This is a genomic window from Sphaerisporangium melleum (assembly GCF_014646695.1).
Classification (GTDB): Bacteria; Actinomycetota; Actinomycetes; order Streptosporangiales; family Streptosporangiaceae; genus Sphaerisporangium; species Sphaerisporangium melleum.
Window position 1 is genome coordinate 59,175 of the sequence record NZ_BMNT01000019.1, and the last position, 16,253, is coordinate 75,427.

Here is a 16,253-nt window from a genome sequence, read left to right on the forward strand (position 1 = left end):
CGCGGAGGTCCGTGCGGCGGTGGAGCCGCTCGCCCCGGGGATGGCGGTCCACGTCCGCATCGACGACATCGCCCTCCCCGGCGACGAGCAGCCCGCCGCGGGCGACTCGTCGCAGGCCACCGCCCCGGAGTCCGCTCGCGAGGAACGGCCGTCCGGGCCGCGCGGAGCGGGTGGTGCCCGGGAAGGCGGCCACGACACGGAGGCGGACGGGTGACCGGCGGCGAGCGGCGCCGCCGTACCAGACGGACGCCGCCGCCGCTCGACAGTGGAAGGTGAACGAGATGGATGAGAACCGTTTGTGGCCGGCGATCGGCCTGCTGTTCGGCGCCGCCCTCGGCTTCGCCGTGATGCTCGGTGGCCTCACGGCCTTCCTCGTCGTGCTGGTGCTCGGCGTGGTGGGCTTCCTGGTCGGCCGGGCGCTGACCGGCAGCCTCGACATGAGCGGCATGTTCGGCGGCCGGAGACGTACGTGAACCGCGAACCGGCCCCTCCGGCGCCCCCGGGCGCGGGCTCGACCACCGCACCGGCCGAGCACCGCCCCGGAACGTCCGCGCCGCCTGAGTCGCGCGGGCACACCGGCATCTCCGACCGGGTGTTGGAACAGATCGCGGCCCGGGCCGTCCAGGAGGTCGGGCAGGTCGGCGGGGCCAGGCCGCGGATGCTGGGCGTGCCGCTCGGCCGGGAGGCCGAGGGGACGGCTCCCCGGGTCAGCGGGCACGTCGAAGGACGGATGGCGATCCTGCGGGTGACCCTGTCGGTCGTCTACCCCGCGCCGATCCGGCAGATCGTGCACCGGGTACGCGAGCACGTCACCGCCCGGGTCGGGGAGCTGACCGGCCTGGAGGCGCGGCAGGTGGACATCGACGTCAGCCGCCTGATCCACCCGGCCGAGGAGGAGAGGCGGGTCCGATGACCACTCCCGGCCCCGGCGAACACGGCCCGCAGGACAGGCCGGCCACCACTCCCGGCACCGGCGAACCCGCCCCGCGGCACCGACCGGTCACCGCGTCCGGCCCCGGCTCACAGGACAGGCCGACACCCCCTTCCGGAACCGGCGAACCCGGCCCGGAGGTGACTGCGGCGAGCACTCCCGGCCCGGGCGAGCGCGTTCCGGAGACATCTGCGATGACCGCTCCCGGCGAGCCCGCCGTACCCGGCCCCGAGGCGGGACCGGCGGGCCCCGTCCAGCCCGCAGAGTGGGGCGGCCCGGACGTCCCGGACCGGAACGCCCGGGTGGCGCCCAGGCCGCGCAGGCAACGGAAGGCGGCCTCCCGGACGTTCCGGTCGAACCGCACGGTCCCCGCGACCATCGTCGCGCTCGTCGTCCTGGCGGCGGCCATCGTGACCCTGGTCGGGGCGGTGGCCGCCGCCGTCCGGGCACGCGCGACGATGCCCGCGTTGTCATGGCTGGCGCCGCTCGGCCGGGCCCGCTGGGACGACCCGGCGACGCTCGCCACCTCGGCGGCCAGCCTGCTGCTCGGCCTCGTCCTGCTGACCACCGCGCTGAAGCCGGGACGGGCCCGGCTGATCCCGCTGGCCTCGGACGACCCGCAGACGGTCACCGGGATCACCCGGTCCGGCCTGCGCCGGCACCTGGCCGCCGTCGCGGCGGCCGTGAACGGCGTCTCGCGCGCCCATGTGCGACTGCGCCGCCGCGGGGCCGCGGTGACGGTGGCGACCCCGCTGCGCGACCCGGGAGAGCTCTCGGGGCAGGTCGGCCAGGCCGTCGAGGAACATCTCGCCGAACTGCGCCCTCTGCGGCCTATGCGGGTCAAGGTCGCCGTCCGGCGGAAGGGAGAGTGAACGGTGAGCCGCTGGAACGCCCGCGACACCCATCTCGCCCGGATCAACCGCACCTGGCTGGCGATCATCGGGCTGATCCTGATCGCGGCCGGCGCCGCGGCACTGGCCAAGGGCCTCGGACTGCTCGGGCGGAGCACCGAGCCGGTGGTCTCCGCGCCGGTCGCCGGCTTCGCGACCGGCAACGCGTGGTTCTGGCCGGCGCTCGCCGTCCTCGCGCTGGTGATCGGGCTGCTGGCCCTGCGCTGGCTGTTCACGCAGGTCCGCCGGAGCGGCATCCGGCATCTGGACCTGGAGACCGACCCCGGCCACGGCGTCACGCACCTGTCGGCCCGGGCCACCGCCGAGGCGTTCGTGGACGACGTGGAGCACGCCCTGCACGACGAGCACGCGACGCGCGGCCCGGCCCGCGAACGGGTGCGGGCTCGGCTGAGCGGCGACCCGGCCGCGCCCCGCCTCGCCTTGGCCGTCGTCCTGCCCGACGAGTCCGACCCGGCAGCCGCCCGGCGGGGCATCCAGAACGCGGTGGCCCGGCTGCGCCGGTCGCTGGAGACCGACAAGCTGCCGGCCACCGTCCGCATGCACACCGTCCGCACCCACCACTGACCGGCAACCGAACCGCTCCACGATCCGCCCCGGCGGCCCGCATGGTCCCGGCGGCCCGCCCGCGCGGCCCGGCCCTACGGCACCGGCGAAGACCAAGGCATGGACCGCGGGACCCGGTCCGGCCACACCACAAGCCCGCTCAAGATCGGCACAACGGAGGCCTCATGAGTGCGCACACCCATCAGATGACCAGGACACCGCTGCAGACCGCGGCGTTCGTTCTCGGCATCATCTTCCTCGTGGTCGGCGTCCTGGGGTTCGTCCCCGGCATCACCACCGGCTACGGCGCCATGAAGTTCGCCGGGCACACCTCCGGCGCCCATCTGTTCGGGCTGTTCCAGGTATCGGTGCTGCACAACCTCGTCCACCTGGCGTACGGGGTCGCGGGCCTCGCGATGGCCCGCACCTGGGAGGGTGCCCGCAAGTACCTCGTCTGGGGCGGTGTGATCTACCTGCTGCTGTGGATCTACGGCCTGATCGTCACCGGCCCGCACGCGGCCAACTTCGTCCCGCTGAACACCGCCGACAACTGGCTGCACTTCCTGCTCGGCATCATCATGATCGGCCTAGGAGTGGCCTTCTCCCGCCGCGGCGCCCCCCGCCGACCCTTCGCCACCTGACCCAACAGACTCTGCTCCCCCCGGGACGTGCCCTGGACCTCGGCTGCGGGCCGGGGCGCAACGCGATCTACCTGGCCTCGCGCGGCTTCGAGGTGGACGCCGTCGACCTCTCCCCTACCGCCGTCAAGTGGGCCGAGCAGCGGGCTCACGAGGCGGGCACGGAGATCCGCTTCCTGCGCGGCGACGCCTTCGCCCCCGGCCTGGACCTCGGCCGGTACGACCTGGTGTACGACTCCGGCTGCCTGCACCACCTGCCGCCGCACCGCCGGGTGAGCTATCGCGCCCTGCTCGACCGGGTGCTCGTCCCCGGCGGACACCTCGGCCTGACCTGCTTCGCCGCCGGCCAGGACGGCTCGGAGCTGCCCGACGAGGAGTTCTACCGCCAGGGCCGCCTGCACGGCGGCCTCGCCTACACACCCGAGGCGCTGCGCTGGATCTTCGCCGATCTCACCGAGGTCGAGACCCGCCCGATGGAAGAGCAACCCGCCGACTCCCCCCACTTCGGCGTCCCCTTCCTCCTCACCGCCCTCTTCCACCGCCCTTCCCCCTGACCTCAGCGAAGTGGTTCGAGACCCGCGACGAAGCAGCCGAGCCGACGGAAGACCACCTCGAGCTGACCATGAGGCTCGGACCACGCCTGGACCATGAGAGCCCGCACCGCGGTGCGGGCTCTCATGGTCCACTGCTCGGTCAGGTCGAGGGCCTACCCGGAAGCGCGCCACTCTTGACGGCACGCAGAAAGTCCGACCAGTCGTCAGACCGGAAGACCAGAACCGGTCCGGCCGCGTTCTTGCTATCCCGAACGGCTACGACGTGCGGGAGGCCGCCGGCGACCTCGACGCATTCGCCGCCGTTGTTACCGCTGCGGGAACTTCTCCGCCACGCGGCCTGCGACAGGTCCGCGGTGGCCGGCTCTGCACGCTCCATTGCCCTGCCGTCTCTTGATCATTTCCTTGCGCTACTCGTGGTGGGATCGGCGGCCTGCGCCTAGAGCACGCCGCTCTTGACGGCCCCCAGAAACGCCGACCAGACGTCAGACCGGAGCACCAGGACGGGGCCGGCCGCATTCTTGCTGTCCCTGACGCCGACGACCCCCGGCAGATCGCCTGCGACCTCCACGCAGTTCCCGCCGCTGTTTCCACTGCGCGAACTCTTCTTCCATACGGCCCCGGAGAGTTCCGGGAAGCTCACGTCTTCTGCGCCCACAGAGCCGCCGCCTCCTTGATCATGTCCAGCGATCCGCCAGGGCGAAACGCCTGCGCTCGCGTCGTGCCTTATCCCCAGAACGTTCGAGGACCACGCCCAGGTCCGCCGAGGACCACGGCCGGGTGAGCGCGGAGGTTGAGGCGGTGTGGGTGGGTAGGGGCTTTGGTATGGACCCACGACTGAATGTCAGGCTGATCGTGGCCTGCGGCGCATTGATCTTCTTCTTGGCGCTCGCCCTCTACGCGGGGATCTGGCAGCACTGGTGGTTGTTCCTGGCCGCCGTCATCCTCACCATGGCCTCGGTGTCGTACGCGATCGTCGAGGGCGAGTGGTGGAAGAGCACCCACGGCGACGACTCCGTACGCCCCGGCGCCCCCGACCGCGATCAGTGAGCCAGAACGAGCGATGGCCGACCGGCAGGGCCTTTTCCGGTGCTGGGCGCGGCGAGCCCGAGTCAGCCGTCGCACAGTGAGTCGGCCGCGGTAAGCGGGTCGGTGAGCCGACGGTCGCGGTGTGCGGGTCAGTGGGACAGGCGGTCGAGCCATTCGGTGAGGAGGGCCTGTTCGGCGGGGGTGAGGCGGGGGTCGCGGTCGGGCAGGGCCGCCTGGAGCGCGACGGCGCGGGCGGCGAGCACCGCGGCCCGGTCGCCGGTCGTACCGTGCCCTTCGGGGGGCGGCGCGTGCGGGGCAGGGCCGTCGGCGGGTGGGGCTTCCGCGGTGGTGATGGCGGCCAGGACGGCCTCGCGGGTCATGGGGGACAGTTCCGGGTCGCGTTCCTCGGGGGCGGCGGCGATGAGGGAGAGCGTGACGCCGACGCCGGCGGCGTGCACCACGCGGGCCGCCCGGTCCACCGGAACCTTCAGCCGGCCGGCGGCCGCGATGCGCTCCACCAGGCCCCGTAGGAGCTTGGACGCCTCGCGCGCGGCGGGGGAGTCGGTGTCCGGGCGCGCGTCGCCGTACATGAGGGTGTAGAAGGCGGGCTGGGACAGGCCGAACCTCACGTGCAGGTCCCACCCCCGGCGCAGGTCGGTCACCGGGTCGCCGGTTCGCTCCATCGCCACCTTGTCGGCCAGGTACCGCTCGAAGCCGTGGGCCGCGACGGCGGCCAGCAGTCCGTCCTTGTCGCCGAACAGCCGGTAGAGCGTCGGGGCCTGGACGCCGGCCGCCGCGCCGACCGCGCGGGTGGAGACCGCTTCACGTCCTCCCTCGGACAACAGGTCGGCTGCGGCGCGCAGCACGCGCTCTCTGGTGCTGGGTGTCTCGACGGCCATGGAACAACGCTAACAGAACCGGAGTAGCGTCGCTAAGTTAGCAGCGCTACTGTGAAGTCGTTAGCAACGTAACCTCAGCGGCACACCGTCGAATGACAGAGAACAGGACGAACGTCGATGCGTACCCGAACCCTTGGCAAGACCGGTCCCGCCGTCTCCGAGCTGGGCCTCGGCCTCATGGGCATGTCCGACCTCTACGGACCGGCCGACGAGGCCGAGTCGATCGCCACGATCCACGCCGCCCTCGACGCCGGCGTCACCCTGCTGGACACCGGCGACTTCTACGGCATGGGCCACAACGAGATGCTGCTGCGCGACGCGCTCGCCGGCCGGCCCGGCGCCCGCGAACAGGCGGTGATCAGCGTGAAGTTCGGCGCCCTGCGCGACCCGGACGGCGGCTGGTCCGGGTACGACGCCCGGCCGGCCGCCGTCCGGAACTTCCTCGCCTACACTCTGCGCCAGCTCGGCACCGACCACGTGGACGTCTACCGTCCCGCGCGGCTCGACCCCGCGGTGCCGATCGAGGAGACGGTCGGCGCCATCGCCGAGTTGGTGCAGGCCGGGTATGTCCGCAACATCGGCCTTTCGGAGGTCGGTGCCGACTCCCTGCGGCGCGCGCACGCCGTCCACCCGATCTCGGACCTGCAGATCGAGTACTCCCTGCTGTCCCGCGGCGTCGAGCAGGAGATCCTGCCGGTCGCGCGCGAGCTCGGGATCGGGATCACCGCCTACGGCGTGCTGTCGCGGGGCCTGCTCAGCGGGCACTGGCGCCCCGAGCGCGACCTGGCCGCGGGTGACTTCCGCTCCCGGAGCCCGCGCTTCGAGGGGGACAACCTGCAGCGCAACCTGGAGCTGGTGGAGGCGCTGCGCCGCATCGCCGAGGACAAGGGCAGCACGGTGGCGCAGATCGCCGTCGCCTGGGTCGCCGCCCAGGGCGAGGACATCGTCCCGCTCGTCGGCGCCCGCCGCCGCGACCGACTGAGCGAGTCCCTGGCCGCCGCCGAGCTCACGCTGACCCCGGAGGACCTCGCGGCCATCGAGAACGCGATCCCCGCCGGAGCCGCGGCCGGTGACCGTTACGCCCCCGCGCAGATGAGCATGCTCGACAGCGAATCCGGCGCCCCCCGCTCCTGAGCCCGTCGCCCTGGTGCTCGAACGGCGCGGCGACCTCGCCGGGTCCCGCGCCGCCGCCCAGGCCACGCCGTCTCCCCGGAGCGCCCGTTCGCGCGCCGGTGACCGAACGACTTCGGCGCGGCTCTCGTGGTCCGCAGCGAGGCGGGTGCTGACGGCTCCCGGAGACATCTCCGAGCAGAGCGGAGAGCACCTGCGGGAGAAGTCCGGGCACCGGAGATCGGCACGCCGGATCGCCAGGGAAGTGCGGAACCCGTCCCGAAACATGAAAGGACCCCGCCGGGCTGCCGGCGGGGTCCTCCCACGTTGCGAACCGGTGTGTGGGTCGCCTCTCGGCGAAACGCTCAACGCGGCTCCAGCCGAACGGTAGTCCGCGAAGGCAATAGGTGAGGCCCGGGGACACCGAGCACACCGGCCACGAGTCATGTAACGGCGACTCCCCCGGGGTTGTTCCCGCCCGCCGGGAAATTTCTTCGCCGCTCTCCGCACCAGGCGACCATCAGGAAATCCCTGCATTTCCGCCCGGAAATTTAACTTTGCCCCGCGTCCCGGCCCTCGGCCACCGAGCGCGGCGGGGCGAAACTCCACTTCGGGCCACCGCGGAGGAAAGAGCGGCCATGGACCGGATGCGTCGCGACAAGACACGCTATGACCGGCACGAACGGACTTGCCGGGCGATGTGCGGGTCTGATGTCGTGGCCTGGGGGTTTCCATGCTGCGAGTCATCGGAGCCGGTTTCGGCCGGACGGGGACAATGACACTGAAGACGGCGCTGGGCATGCTCGGGTTCGCGCCGTGCTACCACTTCACAGAGGTGTTCGCCCATCCCGAACACCTCCCGCACTGGGCGGCGGCGGCCGACGGGCGGGAGCCGGGCGCCTGGCGGGTGCCGTTGCACGGGTACGCCGCCACCACGGACTGGCCCGGGGTGGTGTTCTGGCGGGAGATGTCCGAGGCGTTCCCGGACGCCAAGGTGATCCTGACCATCAGGGATGCCGCCGAATGGTACGAGTCGATGCGCAACACGGTGTTCGCGGCGATCGGCGGGCGGTTCCCCGAGACGGCCGAGCGCTTCCGCGCCTTCGAGGCCGCCGAGCACCTCGCCGCCTTCCGGGAGGCCGGGCTCATCGGCCGCTCCTTCGCCGGCCGCATCGACGACCGCGACCACGTCATCGCCTGCTACGAGCGGCACAACGACGAGGTCCGGCGGACCGTCGCCGCGGACCGGCTGCTCGTCTTCCGTGTGGAGGACGGCTGGGCGCCGCTGTGCGCCTTCCTCGGCGTCCCGGTCCCCGATCGGTCCTTCCCCAGATCGAACGCTCGCGAGGACTTCCGTTCCACCGTGCTGCGCGCCCCCGCCGGCTGAGATCCGTCCGCATCTCGCACGCCGTGTTCCTTTTTCGGCCCGAGGACCAACGGGAGAAGACCGTCGCACGAGTGGCGGCGGCGGGTTCGTCCCGGCCGGCCCGGTGAACTCTCCGGACAAACCGGCTCATCTCACGGACGCACCACCGAGGTGGAACGACCGCTCGTCCGCCGCGTGCGGGAGGGCCGGGCGCCGCTGTCAGCGCGGGACGATCGGCAGGGTGATGAAGGAACGGGGAAAGACCTTCTGGTGCTGCGCGACCAGGTCCGCCTCGGTGGCGGGCCGGCCGGTGCCGGGGTTGCGGTCGAACCGGGGGAAGTTGGAGCTGGAGATCTCCACCCGGATGCGATGGCCGGCCTTGAAGACCTGACTGGTGGCGACCAGGTCGACCAGGAACGTCCCCGAGGGCTCGGTCGCGCGGACGATGCCATCGGTCACGCTCATCGCGCGGCCGTCCGGATGGACGTTGACCAGCTTGGCCGTCCAGTCGGTGGCGGTGGCCGAGGTCTCCGCGTGCAGGGTCACCGTGACCGGGCCGGTCACCTCGACGTCGGAGCCGAGCGTGCCGGTGGTGTAGCAGAGCACGTCGGCCCGCGTCTCGACGTCGCGCTGATCCTGCGGGCCGACGTTGGCCGGGTCGCCCAGCATGACCGGGCCGCCCACCGTGGGGACCGGGTCGCGGGGGTCGAAGGTGAAGGTCGCGGGCTCATCCCCCCGGGGCGGCTCGGTGGACAGCGACCCGTCGGCGTGCAGGTGGTAGCGGGTCTCGACGGCTCGGGCGAGCGGCCAGGCCTCCTCGTCCCGCCAGGTGTCGTCCCCCATGACGAACAGCTTCACGGCGGGCCCGGTGTCCTCACCTCGCAGGAAGGCGAGCTGCCGTTGCTCCAGTTCGATCGCCTGGGCGGAGGCGGACGCGCCGAAGTACAGCCGCCCGGCCGCCGGCGCGCGCGGGGACAGGTGGGACCAAGGACCGATGACCAGCGGGCCGCCCAGGCGGCGGTGGTTCTCCAGCGTGCCGGCGAGGAACAGGTCGAACCAGCCGCCGATGTGCATGACGGGCACCTCGATGCGGTCGTGCCGCAGGGTCTGTGCCGCCTCCTCCCAGTACGCGTCGCGCTCGGGGTGGGCGGTCCACTCCTGCCACCAGGGGATGCCCGGGACGGCGGAGAGCGGCAGCGTGCGCGCGGCGGTCTCCTGGTCGCCGAGAACGGCGAGAACGACGCCGGCCTCGGCGGTCACGTCCTCCCCCGCCGCCGTGGCGTGCGCGAGCCCGAGCATCGCCTGCACCGCCCCCCAGTTGAGCGCCGAGCCCAGCGCGAACGCACCTCCGTGGTACTTCAGGCCGTCATGGAAGTCGTGCGGCGTCATGGCGGCGACCACGGACCTCAGCCCCGGCGGACGGGTCGCCGCCGCCTGCAGCGCGCAACCGGCCAGGTACGACATCCCGCTCATCACGACCTCGCCGTTCGACCAGGGTTGCCTCCCGATCCAGGCGATGGTGTCGTACCCGTCGGCGCCCTCGTCCAGCCAGGGCCGGAACTCGCCGTCGCTGGTCCCCCGTCCGCGGCAGTGCTGCAGCACCACGGCGTACCCCGCTCTCAGCATGGGCAGCAAAGGTGTCCCCTGGAACGAGTCCTCCCCGTACGGCGAGCGCACGAGCAGCGCCGGGAACGGTCCGTCCTCCGCGGGCCGATGGACGGAGCCGCGCAGGACGGTGCCGTCGCGCATGGGCATGGGGATGTCGTGCTCGACGACGACGAGGAGCGGGCGGATGTCGAGTTTCGGCACGGTGCCTCACAGGGAGAAGTGGCGGACCCGATCGACTCACGCGGCAGAGCGTCCGCTCCTTGGCGCGACGCACCATCATGCCCCGTCGCCACGCCTGGTGCGGCACGAGAAGGGGGACGGCGATCGCGGGACCGGACACGTCCATGGCCGCGGGCGGACATGCCCCTGTCTCGGCAGGCCGCCGGGGGCGTGACAGACTCAGCCTGACCTCACACGGCCGGCGGCTCGCGCCGCCTGTCGCGCGCGCCCTCCGGGCGGCGGTTCCCTGCGACATCCGGAGCGATTGAGAACCCATGACATCGCATGTGCTGGCCGCCGACATCGGCGGTACCAAGCTGGCCGCGGCCCTGGTCGGCAAGGACGGGACGGTGCTGCGCAGGGCCGAGGTGCCCACTCCGGCCGCTCCCCCGGGCCGGCCGGGTGTGGTCGCCGACGCGCTGACCGGGCTGCTGCGCGAGGTCGCGGGTGAGGAGCCTCCGCTCGCGGTGGGCGTCGCCTCGGCCGGTCCGCTCGACCCGCAGGCCGGCACGGTCAGCCCGGTGAACATCCCCGCCTGGCGGGACTACCCGGTCCTCGCGCGGGTCGCCGACGCCGTCCCGGGGGCGCCCTGCCACCTGTTCGGGGACGCCGTGGCCGCCGCGGCGGGCGAGCACTGGCGCGGCGCAGGGCGCGAGGCCGGGGCCATGCTCGGCATCGTCGTGTCCACCGGCGTCGGCGGCGGGCTGGTCCTCGACGGCGTCCCGTACACCGGGCCGACCGGGAACGCCGGGCACATCGGGCACATCGTGGTGGACCCGGGCGGCGCCCGGTGCCCGTGCGGCGCGACGGGCTGCGTCGAGACGATCGCGAGCGGGCCCTCGATGGTCCGCTGGGCCACCGGGAACGGGTGGCGGGGCGCCGACGCCCGTGAGTTGGCGCAGGCGGCCGCGGCGGGCGAGCCGGTCGCGCTGGCCGCCTTCGACCGGGCGGCCGAGGGGCTCGCCGCCGGCATCGTCGCGGTGGCCACGATCTGCGATCTGGACCTGGTGGTGGTCGGCGGCGGGGTCTCGGCGGCGGGCGAGGTGCTCTTCGCCCCGCTGCGCAAGGCGGTCGCCGGGCAGGCGAGCCTGGAGTACGTCCGGCGGCTGCGTGTCGTCCCCGCGGCGCTCGGCCGGGACGCCGGACTGGTCGGTGCGGCCCGCATGGCCCTCCCGCCGTCCTGACCTCTCCCCCGGCCCCAGCCGGTCGGGTTTGGACTTGAGAGTCCATTTTGCTGCGGCCAGACTCAGTGAACCACATGGTCCAGAGGGTGTCGGTGCCCGTGAGAGTGCCGGCGGCTCCCTGGGGCCGGCGGCGACTCGCCGCCGCGCGTGTGGTGGAGACCCACATGTCTCGCGAGCACCCGGCGACCCGGCGATCCCGGCGCCGCCGGCCCCGCCAGGGCGGTGCGCGCGGGCCGTCAGCGAACGAAAGCGATAACCGTCATGACCATGGACCAGTACTACCTGCTCGGACGTTCCGGTCTGCGCGTCAGCCGCCTCGCGCTGGGCACGATGAACTTCGGCACCGGCGGCTTCCACGCCGCGTACGGCAAGACCGCCGAGGAGGCCGCGCCGATCTTCCACCGCTACCTCGAAGCGGGCGGCAACCTCATCGACACCGCCGACTTCTACACCGCCGGCGAGAGCGAGACCATCCTCGGCGACCTCATCGCCGCGGCCAAGGTGCGCGACCGGGTGGTGCTGAGCACCAAGTACACCTACAGCGTCGACCCGGGAGACCCGAACGCGGGTGGCAACGGCCGCAAGCACATGATCAGGGCGCTGGAGGCGTCGCTGCGCCGGCTGCGCACCGACCACATCGACCTGTTCCTGCTGCACACCTGGGACCGGATCACCCCCGTCGAGGAGGTCATGCGGACCTTCGACGACCTGGCCAGGGCCGGGAAGATCCGCCACGCCGGACTGTCCGACGTCCCCGCCTGGTACGCGGCGCGGGCCCAGACCTACGCCGAGGCGCACGCTCTCGAACCGGTGGTCAGCCTGCAGCTCCCGTACTCGCTCGTCCATCGGGGGATCGAGCTGGAGCACGTCGCGATGGGGCAGCAGCTGGGCCTCGGCATCACCGCGTGGAGCCCGCTCGCCGGCGGCCTGCTCAGCGGCAAGTATCACGCCACCGATCAGGGCCTGGGCGGGGAGGGCAGGCTCAGCGGCGCGGGCGGCCTCGGGCGCACGATGACCGAGCACGACCGGCGGGTGCTGGAGGCGCTGGAGAGCGTCGCCGGCGAGCTGGGCGTGACGATGGCGCAGGTCGCGCTCAACTGGACGGCCACCCAGCCCGGCATCGCGTCGGCGATCGCCGGGGCGAGCAGCGTGCGGCAACTCGACGCCAACCTGGCCGCGCTCGACTTCGAGCTGCCGGCCGAGCTGCGCGCCAGGCTCGACGAGGCGAGCGCCGTGCCGGTGCCGCAGGTCTACCAGATGTTCGCGCCGGGCTACCAGAACTGGCTGATCAACCCCGGCGCGAAGGTCGGCGACAAGCCGGCCGGCTACGCTCCCGCCGTCCTGAACTGGGTGGACGGCGCCGAGGGCTGACCGGCGCATGAGCCCGCAGCGGCGCCGCCGGGCCACCCCGGCCGGCGCCGCTCAGGCCAGGGCCATGAGCTCGTCGAGGGCGTCCGGGAGGTGGCCGGCGAGCGTCCAGACGTCGGGGATCATGGCCCGGTCGGCGACGATGCCGAAGCCGATCTGCCCGTCGTAGGAGAACGCGGTGATGTTGAGCCCGCCGCTCGCGTCGCTGATCACCGAGACCGGGTACTGCGCGAGCAGGCGGCGGCCGCACACGTACAGCGGGATCTGCGGGCCGGGGACGTTGGAGATCAGCAGGTTGATCGGCGGCGTGGTCTGGGCGACCAGGCTGAACGCCGCGCGGTCGGCCAGGCCGGTGAGCGCGGCGGGCATGCCCTCGCTCAGGTGGCGCAGCCAGCGCGCCGGGGAGAGGTTGAAGCGGTCCTTGATGCGGCGCATCGAGTCGCGTACGGCGAAGAGCCGCTCACGCGGGTCGGCGACCTGCGTGTCCAGCGAGGTGATCATCAAGGTGACCTGGTTGCCGGGCCCTGCGGCGCCGTCCACACCGCGCAGCGAGAAGGGAACGCCGGCCACCAGCGGCCCGTCCGGCAGCGCGTGGTGGGCGTCCAGCCAGCGCCGCACGGCCGTCGCGGCCAGCGTCATGACGACGTCGTTGACCGTGACGCCGAAGGCGTTCTTGACCTTCTTCACCTCCTCCAGCGGCACCTGGACGAAGGCGAACCGCCGGTGCGCCGACACCGGGCCGTTGAACGGCGTGCGCGGCACCGCCAGCTTGGGCAGCTCGGGGACCTCCTCGCCATCGGTGATCCGCAGCTCGCGGGCCAGCCGCCGGGTCGCCCGCGACAGGGCGCCCGCGCCGGGGATGCGCGAGACGATCGGGATCTCGTCGAGGTAGGGCACCGCCTCGGCGAGGAACCTGAGCAGGTGCGCGGGGTTGGCGGCCAGCCGGGCGGCCGTCCTGACCAGGATCTGGGCCATCTCGGGGGCGAGGTCGGGCTCGGCGGCCGGCCGGCCCGGCCCGCGCCGCGGGTTGGGTTCGAGGTCCATGAACGCGGCCAGCACGTCCGCGCCGCCCAGGCCGTCGATGGCCGCGTGGTGCAGCTTGGTGTAGATGGCGGTGCGCCCGCCCTGCAGCCCGTGGATGAGGTACATCTCCCACAGCGGGTGGCGGCGGTCCAGGCGGCGGGCGTGCAGCCGGGCCACCTGCGCGGCGAGCTGCCGGTCGGTGCCGGGCGGCGGCAGCGCCAGCTCGCGCACGTGGTAGTCGAGGTCGAGCTCCTCGTCCTGCACCCAGTACGGGTGGTCGAGGCCGAACGGCACCTGCATGATGCGCTGGCGTAGCGGCGGGACCCGCTCGGCGCGTTCCTCGACCAGGCTCAGCAACTCGTCCCGGTCGACCGGCCCCTCCAGGATCGACAGGCCGGCCACGTTGGCGACGTTGGTGTCGGTCTCGAAGTTGAGAAACTGCGCGTCGAGGGCGCTGAGCTGCCGCAAGGCGTCCACCTCCTGGGCACCGGTCGCGTCCGGAGCCGCTGCTTTCGTTCTATCAGCCCCGATCCTGCCCTACCACGCGGCCCTGGCACACCGCCGCGGCGACGGCCGCGCGAAGGCCGGCCGGCTCGCGCCGGGAGAGCCGCCACGCCGGTGACCTGCTCGGTCACCGGCGTTTCTTCGTCATACCCGCTTCCGGGCGCGGGGATTGGCAGCATGCTGCCACCCGCGTGCAACTTGCTGACTTCGCTTCTTCTGTTCCGGCGGTGCCCGATCCCGCAGAGTTGGGTGTGCCAGAAGAAATCGGCGGACCCGGCAAGGGCCGCCCGTAAAAGAAAAGGACGGCAGCGGAGAATGCGGCGGACGAACATTATCAGGTGCGAATTCTGCGGCCCGCGCGGGCCCGCCGCGCGGGAGCCGTGCGGCGCCCGCGCCCGGCACGACCGGGGATCGAGGTGAGGTCGTGCTCGTCGAACTCACCATCCGAAGGACGGCGGGCGATCCGGTGCCGAACTCACCGGTCGACGGGATCAGGATCCTGGCCCTGCTTCCGCAGCGGTGGCGTAAGGACCTCCGGGCCGTCACCGGGGACATCGCCATCCGCGTGCACACAGACGAGGAGACCACTGACACGCAGATCCGCGCCGAGGTGACGCAGATTCTGACCAACCCCGAAGTGAGCGACTGGGAACTGGTGACCTGCCGGACCCTGACCAACGGCCGGTCCGCGACCAAGGAGGAAAAGTCATGAACGTTACCGCTCTCCGCACCGCCGAGTGCCACATCTGGTGGGCCGACCCGCAGAACCACCACCTGGACGACATGGTCGGCGTGCTGGACCCCACCGAGCTGCGGCGGGCCGCCGGGTACCGCCGCGAGGAGGACCGGCAGCGGTTCGTCACCGCCGCCTGGCTGCTGCGCACCGCCGCCGGCGCCCAGCTCGACATGGCCCCCGAGCGGGTGCCGATCGAACGGCGCTGCATGAGCTGTGACAAGCCGCACGGCCGGCCCTACGTCCTCACCGACGACGGGCTGCACGCCTCGATCTCCCACTCCGCCCATCGGGTGGCGGTGGCGCTGACCACCGCCGGTGAGGTGGGCGTGGACGTCGAGCAGGTGCCGACGGCTCCGGTGAGCGAGCTGGTGGGGTGCGCCCTGTCCAAGGGCGAGCAGGACCTGCTGAAGACGCTGCCCGAACGGCACCAGCAGGCCGGTTTCGCCCGCATGTGGGTGTGCAAGGAGGCCGTGCTCAAGGCGACCGGCCACGGCCTGCGGATCTCGCCGCACCGGGTCGAGGTGAGCGGCCCGCGCGAGGAGCCCGCGCTGCTCAGCTGGCCGCTGGACATCCCTCCGCGCAGGGTGCATCTGCGCACGATCTACCCCGGTGACGGGTACGCCGGCGTGGTGGCCGTCATCGGCGATGTGCCGATCCGGGTGTCCGAATGGGACGCCTCCGACCTGCGTTCCACGGCCCCGCTGCTCATGGCCGCCTGACCGGCAACCCCGACCGACATTGCCACCATTGACGCCATCCGGCACGAGCCTGTTCAATAACTACGGAAAATCATCTCGCCCCGGCTCGCATACTAAAAGCACCGCCAGGTCCGAATTCCGTACCGTTCAGGCAGTCCAGCCGTAAAGGAGAGGAAGCTGACCTGCCGTGAAAAACCAATTCATCCTGATTCCCGGCCCCTGGATGGGCGCGTGGGCCTGGGAGCCGGTCGCCCGCGGGCTGCGCGCGCGCGGCCATGACGTCCACCCGATCACCCTGTCCGGGCTGCGCGACGCCGACGCCGACGTGTCCTCCGTGGGGCTCGGCACCCATGTCGAGGACGTGCTGGCACTGATGGAGAGGGACGACCTGCGCGACGTGATCGTCGTCGGCCACAGCTACTCGGGCATCGTGGCCGGCCAGGTCGCCGACCGCGCGCCCGAGCGCGTGGCGCGCACCGTGTTCGTCGAGGGGTTCCTCCCGCACGACGGCAAGTCGATGCTGCACGCCTTCCCCGAGCGTGTGCGTGCCGGGGAACTGCAGCTCATCGCCGAGAACCACGGCCGCTGGCCGGTCCCGGACGTCGCGGCCGTGGCCGAGGGGCAGGGCCTGTCCGCCCGCAAGGCCAGATGGCTGGTCGACCGCCTGGTCGGCCACCCCGGGCACACCCTGATGGAGCCCGCCGTGCTGAACCGCCCGCTGGGCCACCAGCGGGCGAGCTACATCGTCTGTACCAAGGAGCACTTCGGCGGGCGGGTCTCCGACGACGTCGCGGCGATGCGCGCCGAGCCCAACTGGACCTTCCACACGCTCGACACCGGCCACTGGCCGATGGTGTCGGCCCCCGACCGCCTGGTCCGCCTGCTGACCTCCATCGCCGCCGAGCGCGTCTGACGCGCTCCGGCCCACCGGGCGC

General features: G+C 72.6%; 20 protein-coding genes. 15 read left to right on the plus strand and 5 right to left on the minus strand.

Annotation, left to right across the window (positions count from 1 at the left end; genetic code table 11):
* The 7 genes from IEY93_RS17955 to IEY93_RS17980 form a co-directional block, all read left to right on the plus strand.
* Positions 1-214 (plus strand): hypothetical protein (locus tag IEY93_RS17955; RefSeq protein WP_229691238.1); only part of this gene is annotated, 214 nt, incomplete at its 5' end.
* 67 nt (positions 215-281) lie between these two features.
* Positions 282-473, plus strand: a complete 192-nt coding sequence (locus IEY93_RS17960; RefSeq protein WP_189164330.1) for a hypothetical protein — start codon at positions 282-284, stop codon at positions 471-473.
* The gene (locus IEY93_RS17965; RefSeq protein ID WP_189164232.1) at positions 470-913 is read left to right on the plus strand and encodes an Asp23/Gls24 family envelope stress response protein; all 444 of its coding nucleotides are present in this window, start codon (positions 470-472) and stop codon (positions 911-913) included. Before IEY93_RS17960 ends, IEY93_RS17965 begins: the two co-directional genes overlap by 4 nt.
* 212 nt (positions 914-1,125) lie before the next feature.
* A complete protein-coding gene (locus IEY93_RS17970; protein WP_189164233.1) occupies positions 1,126-1,803 on the plus strand; it encodes a DUF6286 domain-containing protein in 678 nt (225 codons plus the stop codon).
* Positions 1,804-1,806: 3 nt separating this feature from the next.
* Positions 1,807-2,406: an Asp23/Gls24 family envelope stress response protein gene (locus IEY93_RS17975; RefSeq protein WP_189164234.1), complete on the plus strand. Its 600-nt coding sequence runs from the start codon at positions 1,807-1,809 to the stop codon at positions 2,404-2,406.
* Between the two features lie 164 nt (positions 2,407-2,570).
* Positions 2,571-3,026 (plus strand): DUF4383 domain-containing protein, encoded by a 456-nt coding sequence (locus IEY93_RS38255; RefSeq protein WP_229691239.1) that lies wholly within the window; start codon positions 2,571-2,573, stop codon positions 3,024-3,026.
* Positions 3,027-3,058: 32 nt separating this feature from the next.
* Complete coding sequence (locus IEY93_RS17980) at positions 3,059-3,577, plus strand: class I SAM-dependent methyltransferase (protein ID WP_229691246.1); 519 nt, start codon at positions 3,059-3,061, stop codon at positions 3,575-3,577.
* A 139-nt stretch (positions 3,578-3,716) separates the two neighbouring features.
* Here the strand turns inward: IEY93_RS17980 and IEY93_RS17985 are convergent, their stop codons facing one another.
* Together IEY93_RS17985 and IEY93_RS17990 are read right to left on the minus strand one after the other, a co-directional pair.
* Positions 3,717-3,953, minus strand: a complete 237-nt coding sequence (locus IEY93_RS17985; protein ID WP_189164236.1) for a DUF397 domain-containing protein — start codon at positions 3,951-3,953, stop codon at positions 3,717-3,719.
* A gap of 60 nt (positions 3,954-4,013) precedes the next feature.
* Positions 4,014-4,232 (minus strand): DUF397 domain-containing protein, encoded by a 219-nt coding sequence (locus tag IEY93_RS17990; protein ID WP_229691240.1) that lies wholly within the window; start codon positions 4,230-4,232, stop codon positions 4,014-4,016.
* Between the two features lie 167 nt (positions 4,233-4,399).
* Here IEY93_RS17990 and IEY93_RS17995 point away from each other — a divergent pair, with 167 nt between their 5' ends.
* On the plus strand, positions 4,400-4,624 hold the full coding sequence (locus IEY93_RS17995; RefSeq protein WP_189164237.1) for a hypothetical protein: 225 nt from the start codon (positions 4,400-4,402) through the stop codon (positions 4,622-4,624).
* Between the two features lie 128 nt (positions 4,625-4,752).
* Here IEY93_RS17995 and IEY93_RS18000 read toward each other — a convergent pair whose 3' ends face one another.
* Entirely contained in the window at positions 4,753-5,502 is a 750-nt protein-coding gene (locus tag IEY93_RS18000) for a TetR/AcrR family transcriptional regulator (protein ID WP_189164238.1), read from the minus strand.
* A 117-nt stretch (positions 5,503-5,619) separates the two neighbouring features.
* Between IEY93_RS18000 and IEY93_RS18005 the strand changes: the two genes are divergently transcribed.
* Both IEY93_RS18005 and IEY93_RS18010 read left to right on the plus strand, forming a co-directional pair.
* The gene (locus tag IEY93_RS18005) at positions 5,620-6,636 is read left to right on the plus strand and encodes an aldo/keto reductase (protein WP_189164239.1); all 1,017 of its coding nucleotides are present in this window, start codon (positions 5,620-5,622) and stop codon (positions 6,634-6,636) included.
* A gap of 709 nt (positions 6,637-7,345) precedes the next feature.
* Positions 7,346-7,999: a sulfotransferase family protein gene (locus IEY93_RS18010; protein ID WP_189164240.1), complete on the plus strand. Its 654-nt coding sequence runs from the start codon at positions 7,346-7,348 to the stop codon at positions 7,997-7,999.
* Between the two features lie 198 nt (positions 8,000-8,197).
* Here IEY93_RS18010 and IEY93_RS18015 read toward each other — a convergent pair whose 3' ends face one another.
* Positions 8,198-9,787, minus strand: coding sequence for a CocE/NonD family hydrolase (locus IEY93_RS18015; RefSeq protein ID WP_189164241.1), 1,590 nt, complete (start codon positions 9,785-9,787; stop codon positions 8,198-8,200).
* A gap of 293 nt (positions 9,788-10,080) precedes the next feature.
* On the opposite strand from IEY93_RS18015, the gene IEY93_RS18020 reads away from it, so the two are divergent.
* Together IEY93_RS18020 and IEY93_RS18025 are read left to right on the plus strand one after the other, a co-directional pair.
* Positions 10,081-10,989 (plus strand): ROK family protein, encoded by a 909-nt coding sequence (locus IEY93_RS18020; RefSeq protein WP_189164242.1) that lies wholly within the window; start codon positions 10,081-10,083, stop codon positions 10,987-10,989.
* 261 nt (positions 10,990-11,250) lie between these two features.
* Positions 11,251-12,360, plus strand: a complete 1,110-nt coding sequence (locus IEY93_RS18025) for an aldo/keto reductase (protein WP_189164243.1) — start codon at positions 11,251-11,253, stop codon at positions 12,358-12,360.
* 51 nt (positions 12,361-12,411) lie between these two features.
* On the opposite strand, the gene IEY93_RS18030 is transcribed toward IEY93_RS18025, so the two are convergent.
* Complete coding sequence (locus IEY93_RS18030; RefSeq protein WP_229691241.1) at positions 12,412-13,857, minus strand: WS/DGAT/MGAT family O-acyltransferase; 1,446 nt, start codon at positions 13,855-13,857, stop codon at positions 12,412-12,414.
* 451 nt (positions 13,858-14,308) lie between these two features.
* Here IEY93_RS18030 and IEY93_RS18035 point away from each other — a divergent pair, with 451 nt between their 5' ends.
* The 3 genes from IEY93_RS18035 (at position 14,309) to IEY93_RS18045 (ending at position 16,231) form a co-directional block, all read left to right on the plus strand.
* Entirely contained in the window at positions 14,309-14,596 is a 288-nt protein-coding gene (locus IEY93_RS18035; protein WP_189164245.1) for a hypothetical protein, read from the plus strand.
* On the plus strand, positions 14,593-15,339 hold the full coding sequence (locus IEY93_RS18040) for a 4'-phosphopantetheinyl transferase family protein (RefSeq protein ID WP_189164246.1): 747 nt from the start codon (positions 14,593-14,595) through the stop codon (positions 15,337-15,339). Before IEY93_RS18035 ends, IEY93_RS18040 begins: the two co-directional genes overlap by 4 nt.
* A 166-nt stretch (positions 15,340-15,505) precedes the next feature.
* On the plus strand, positions 15,506-16,231 hold the full coding sequence (locus IEY93_RS18045; RefSeq protein ID WP_189164247.1) for an alpha/beta fold hydrolase: 726 nt from the start codon (positions 15,506-15,508) through the stop codon (positions 16,229-16,231).
* Positions 16,232-16,253 lie beyond the last annotated feature (22 nt).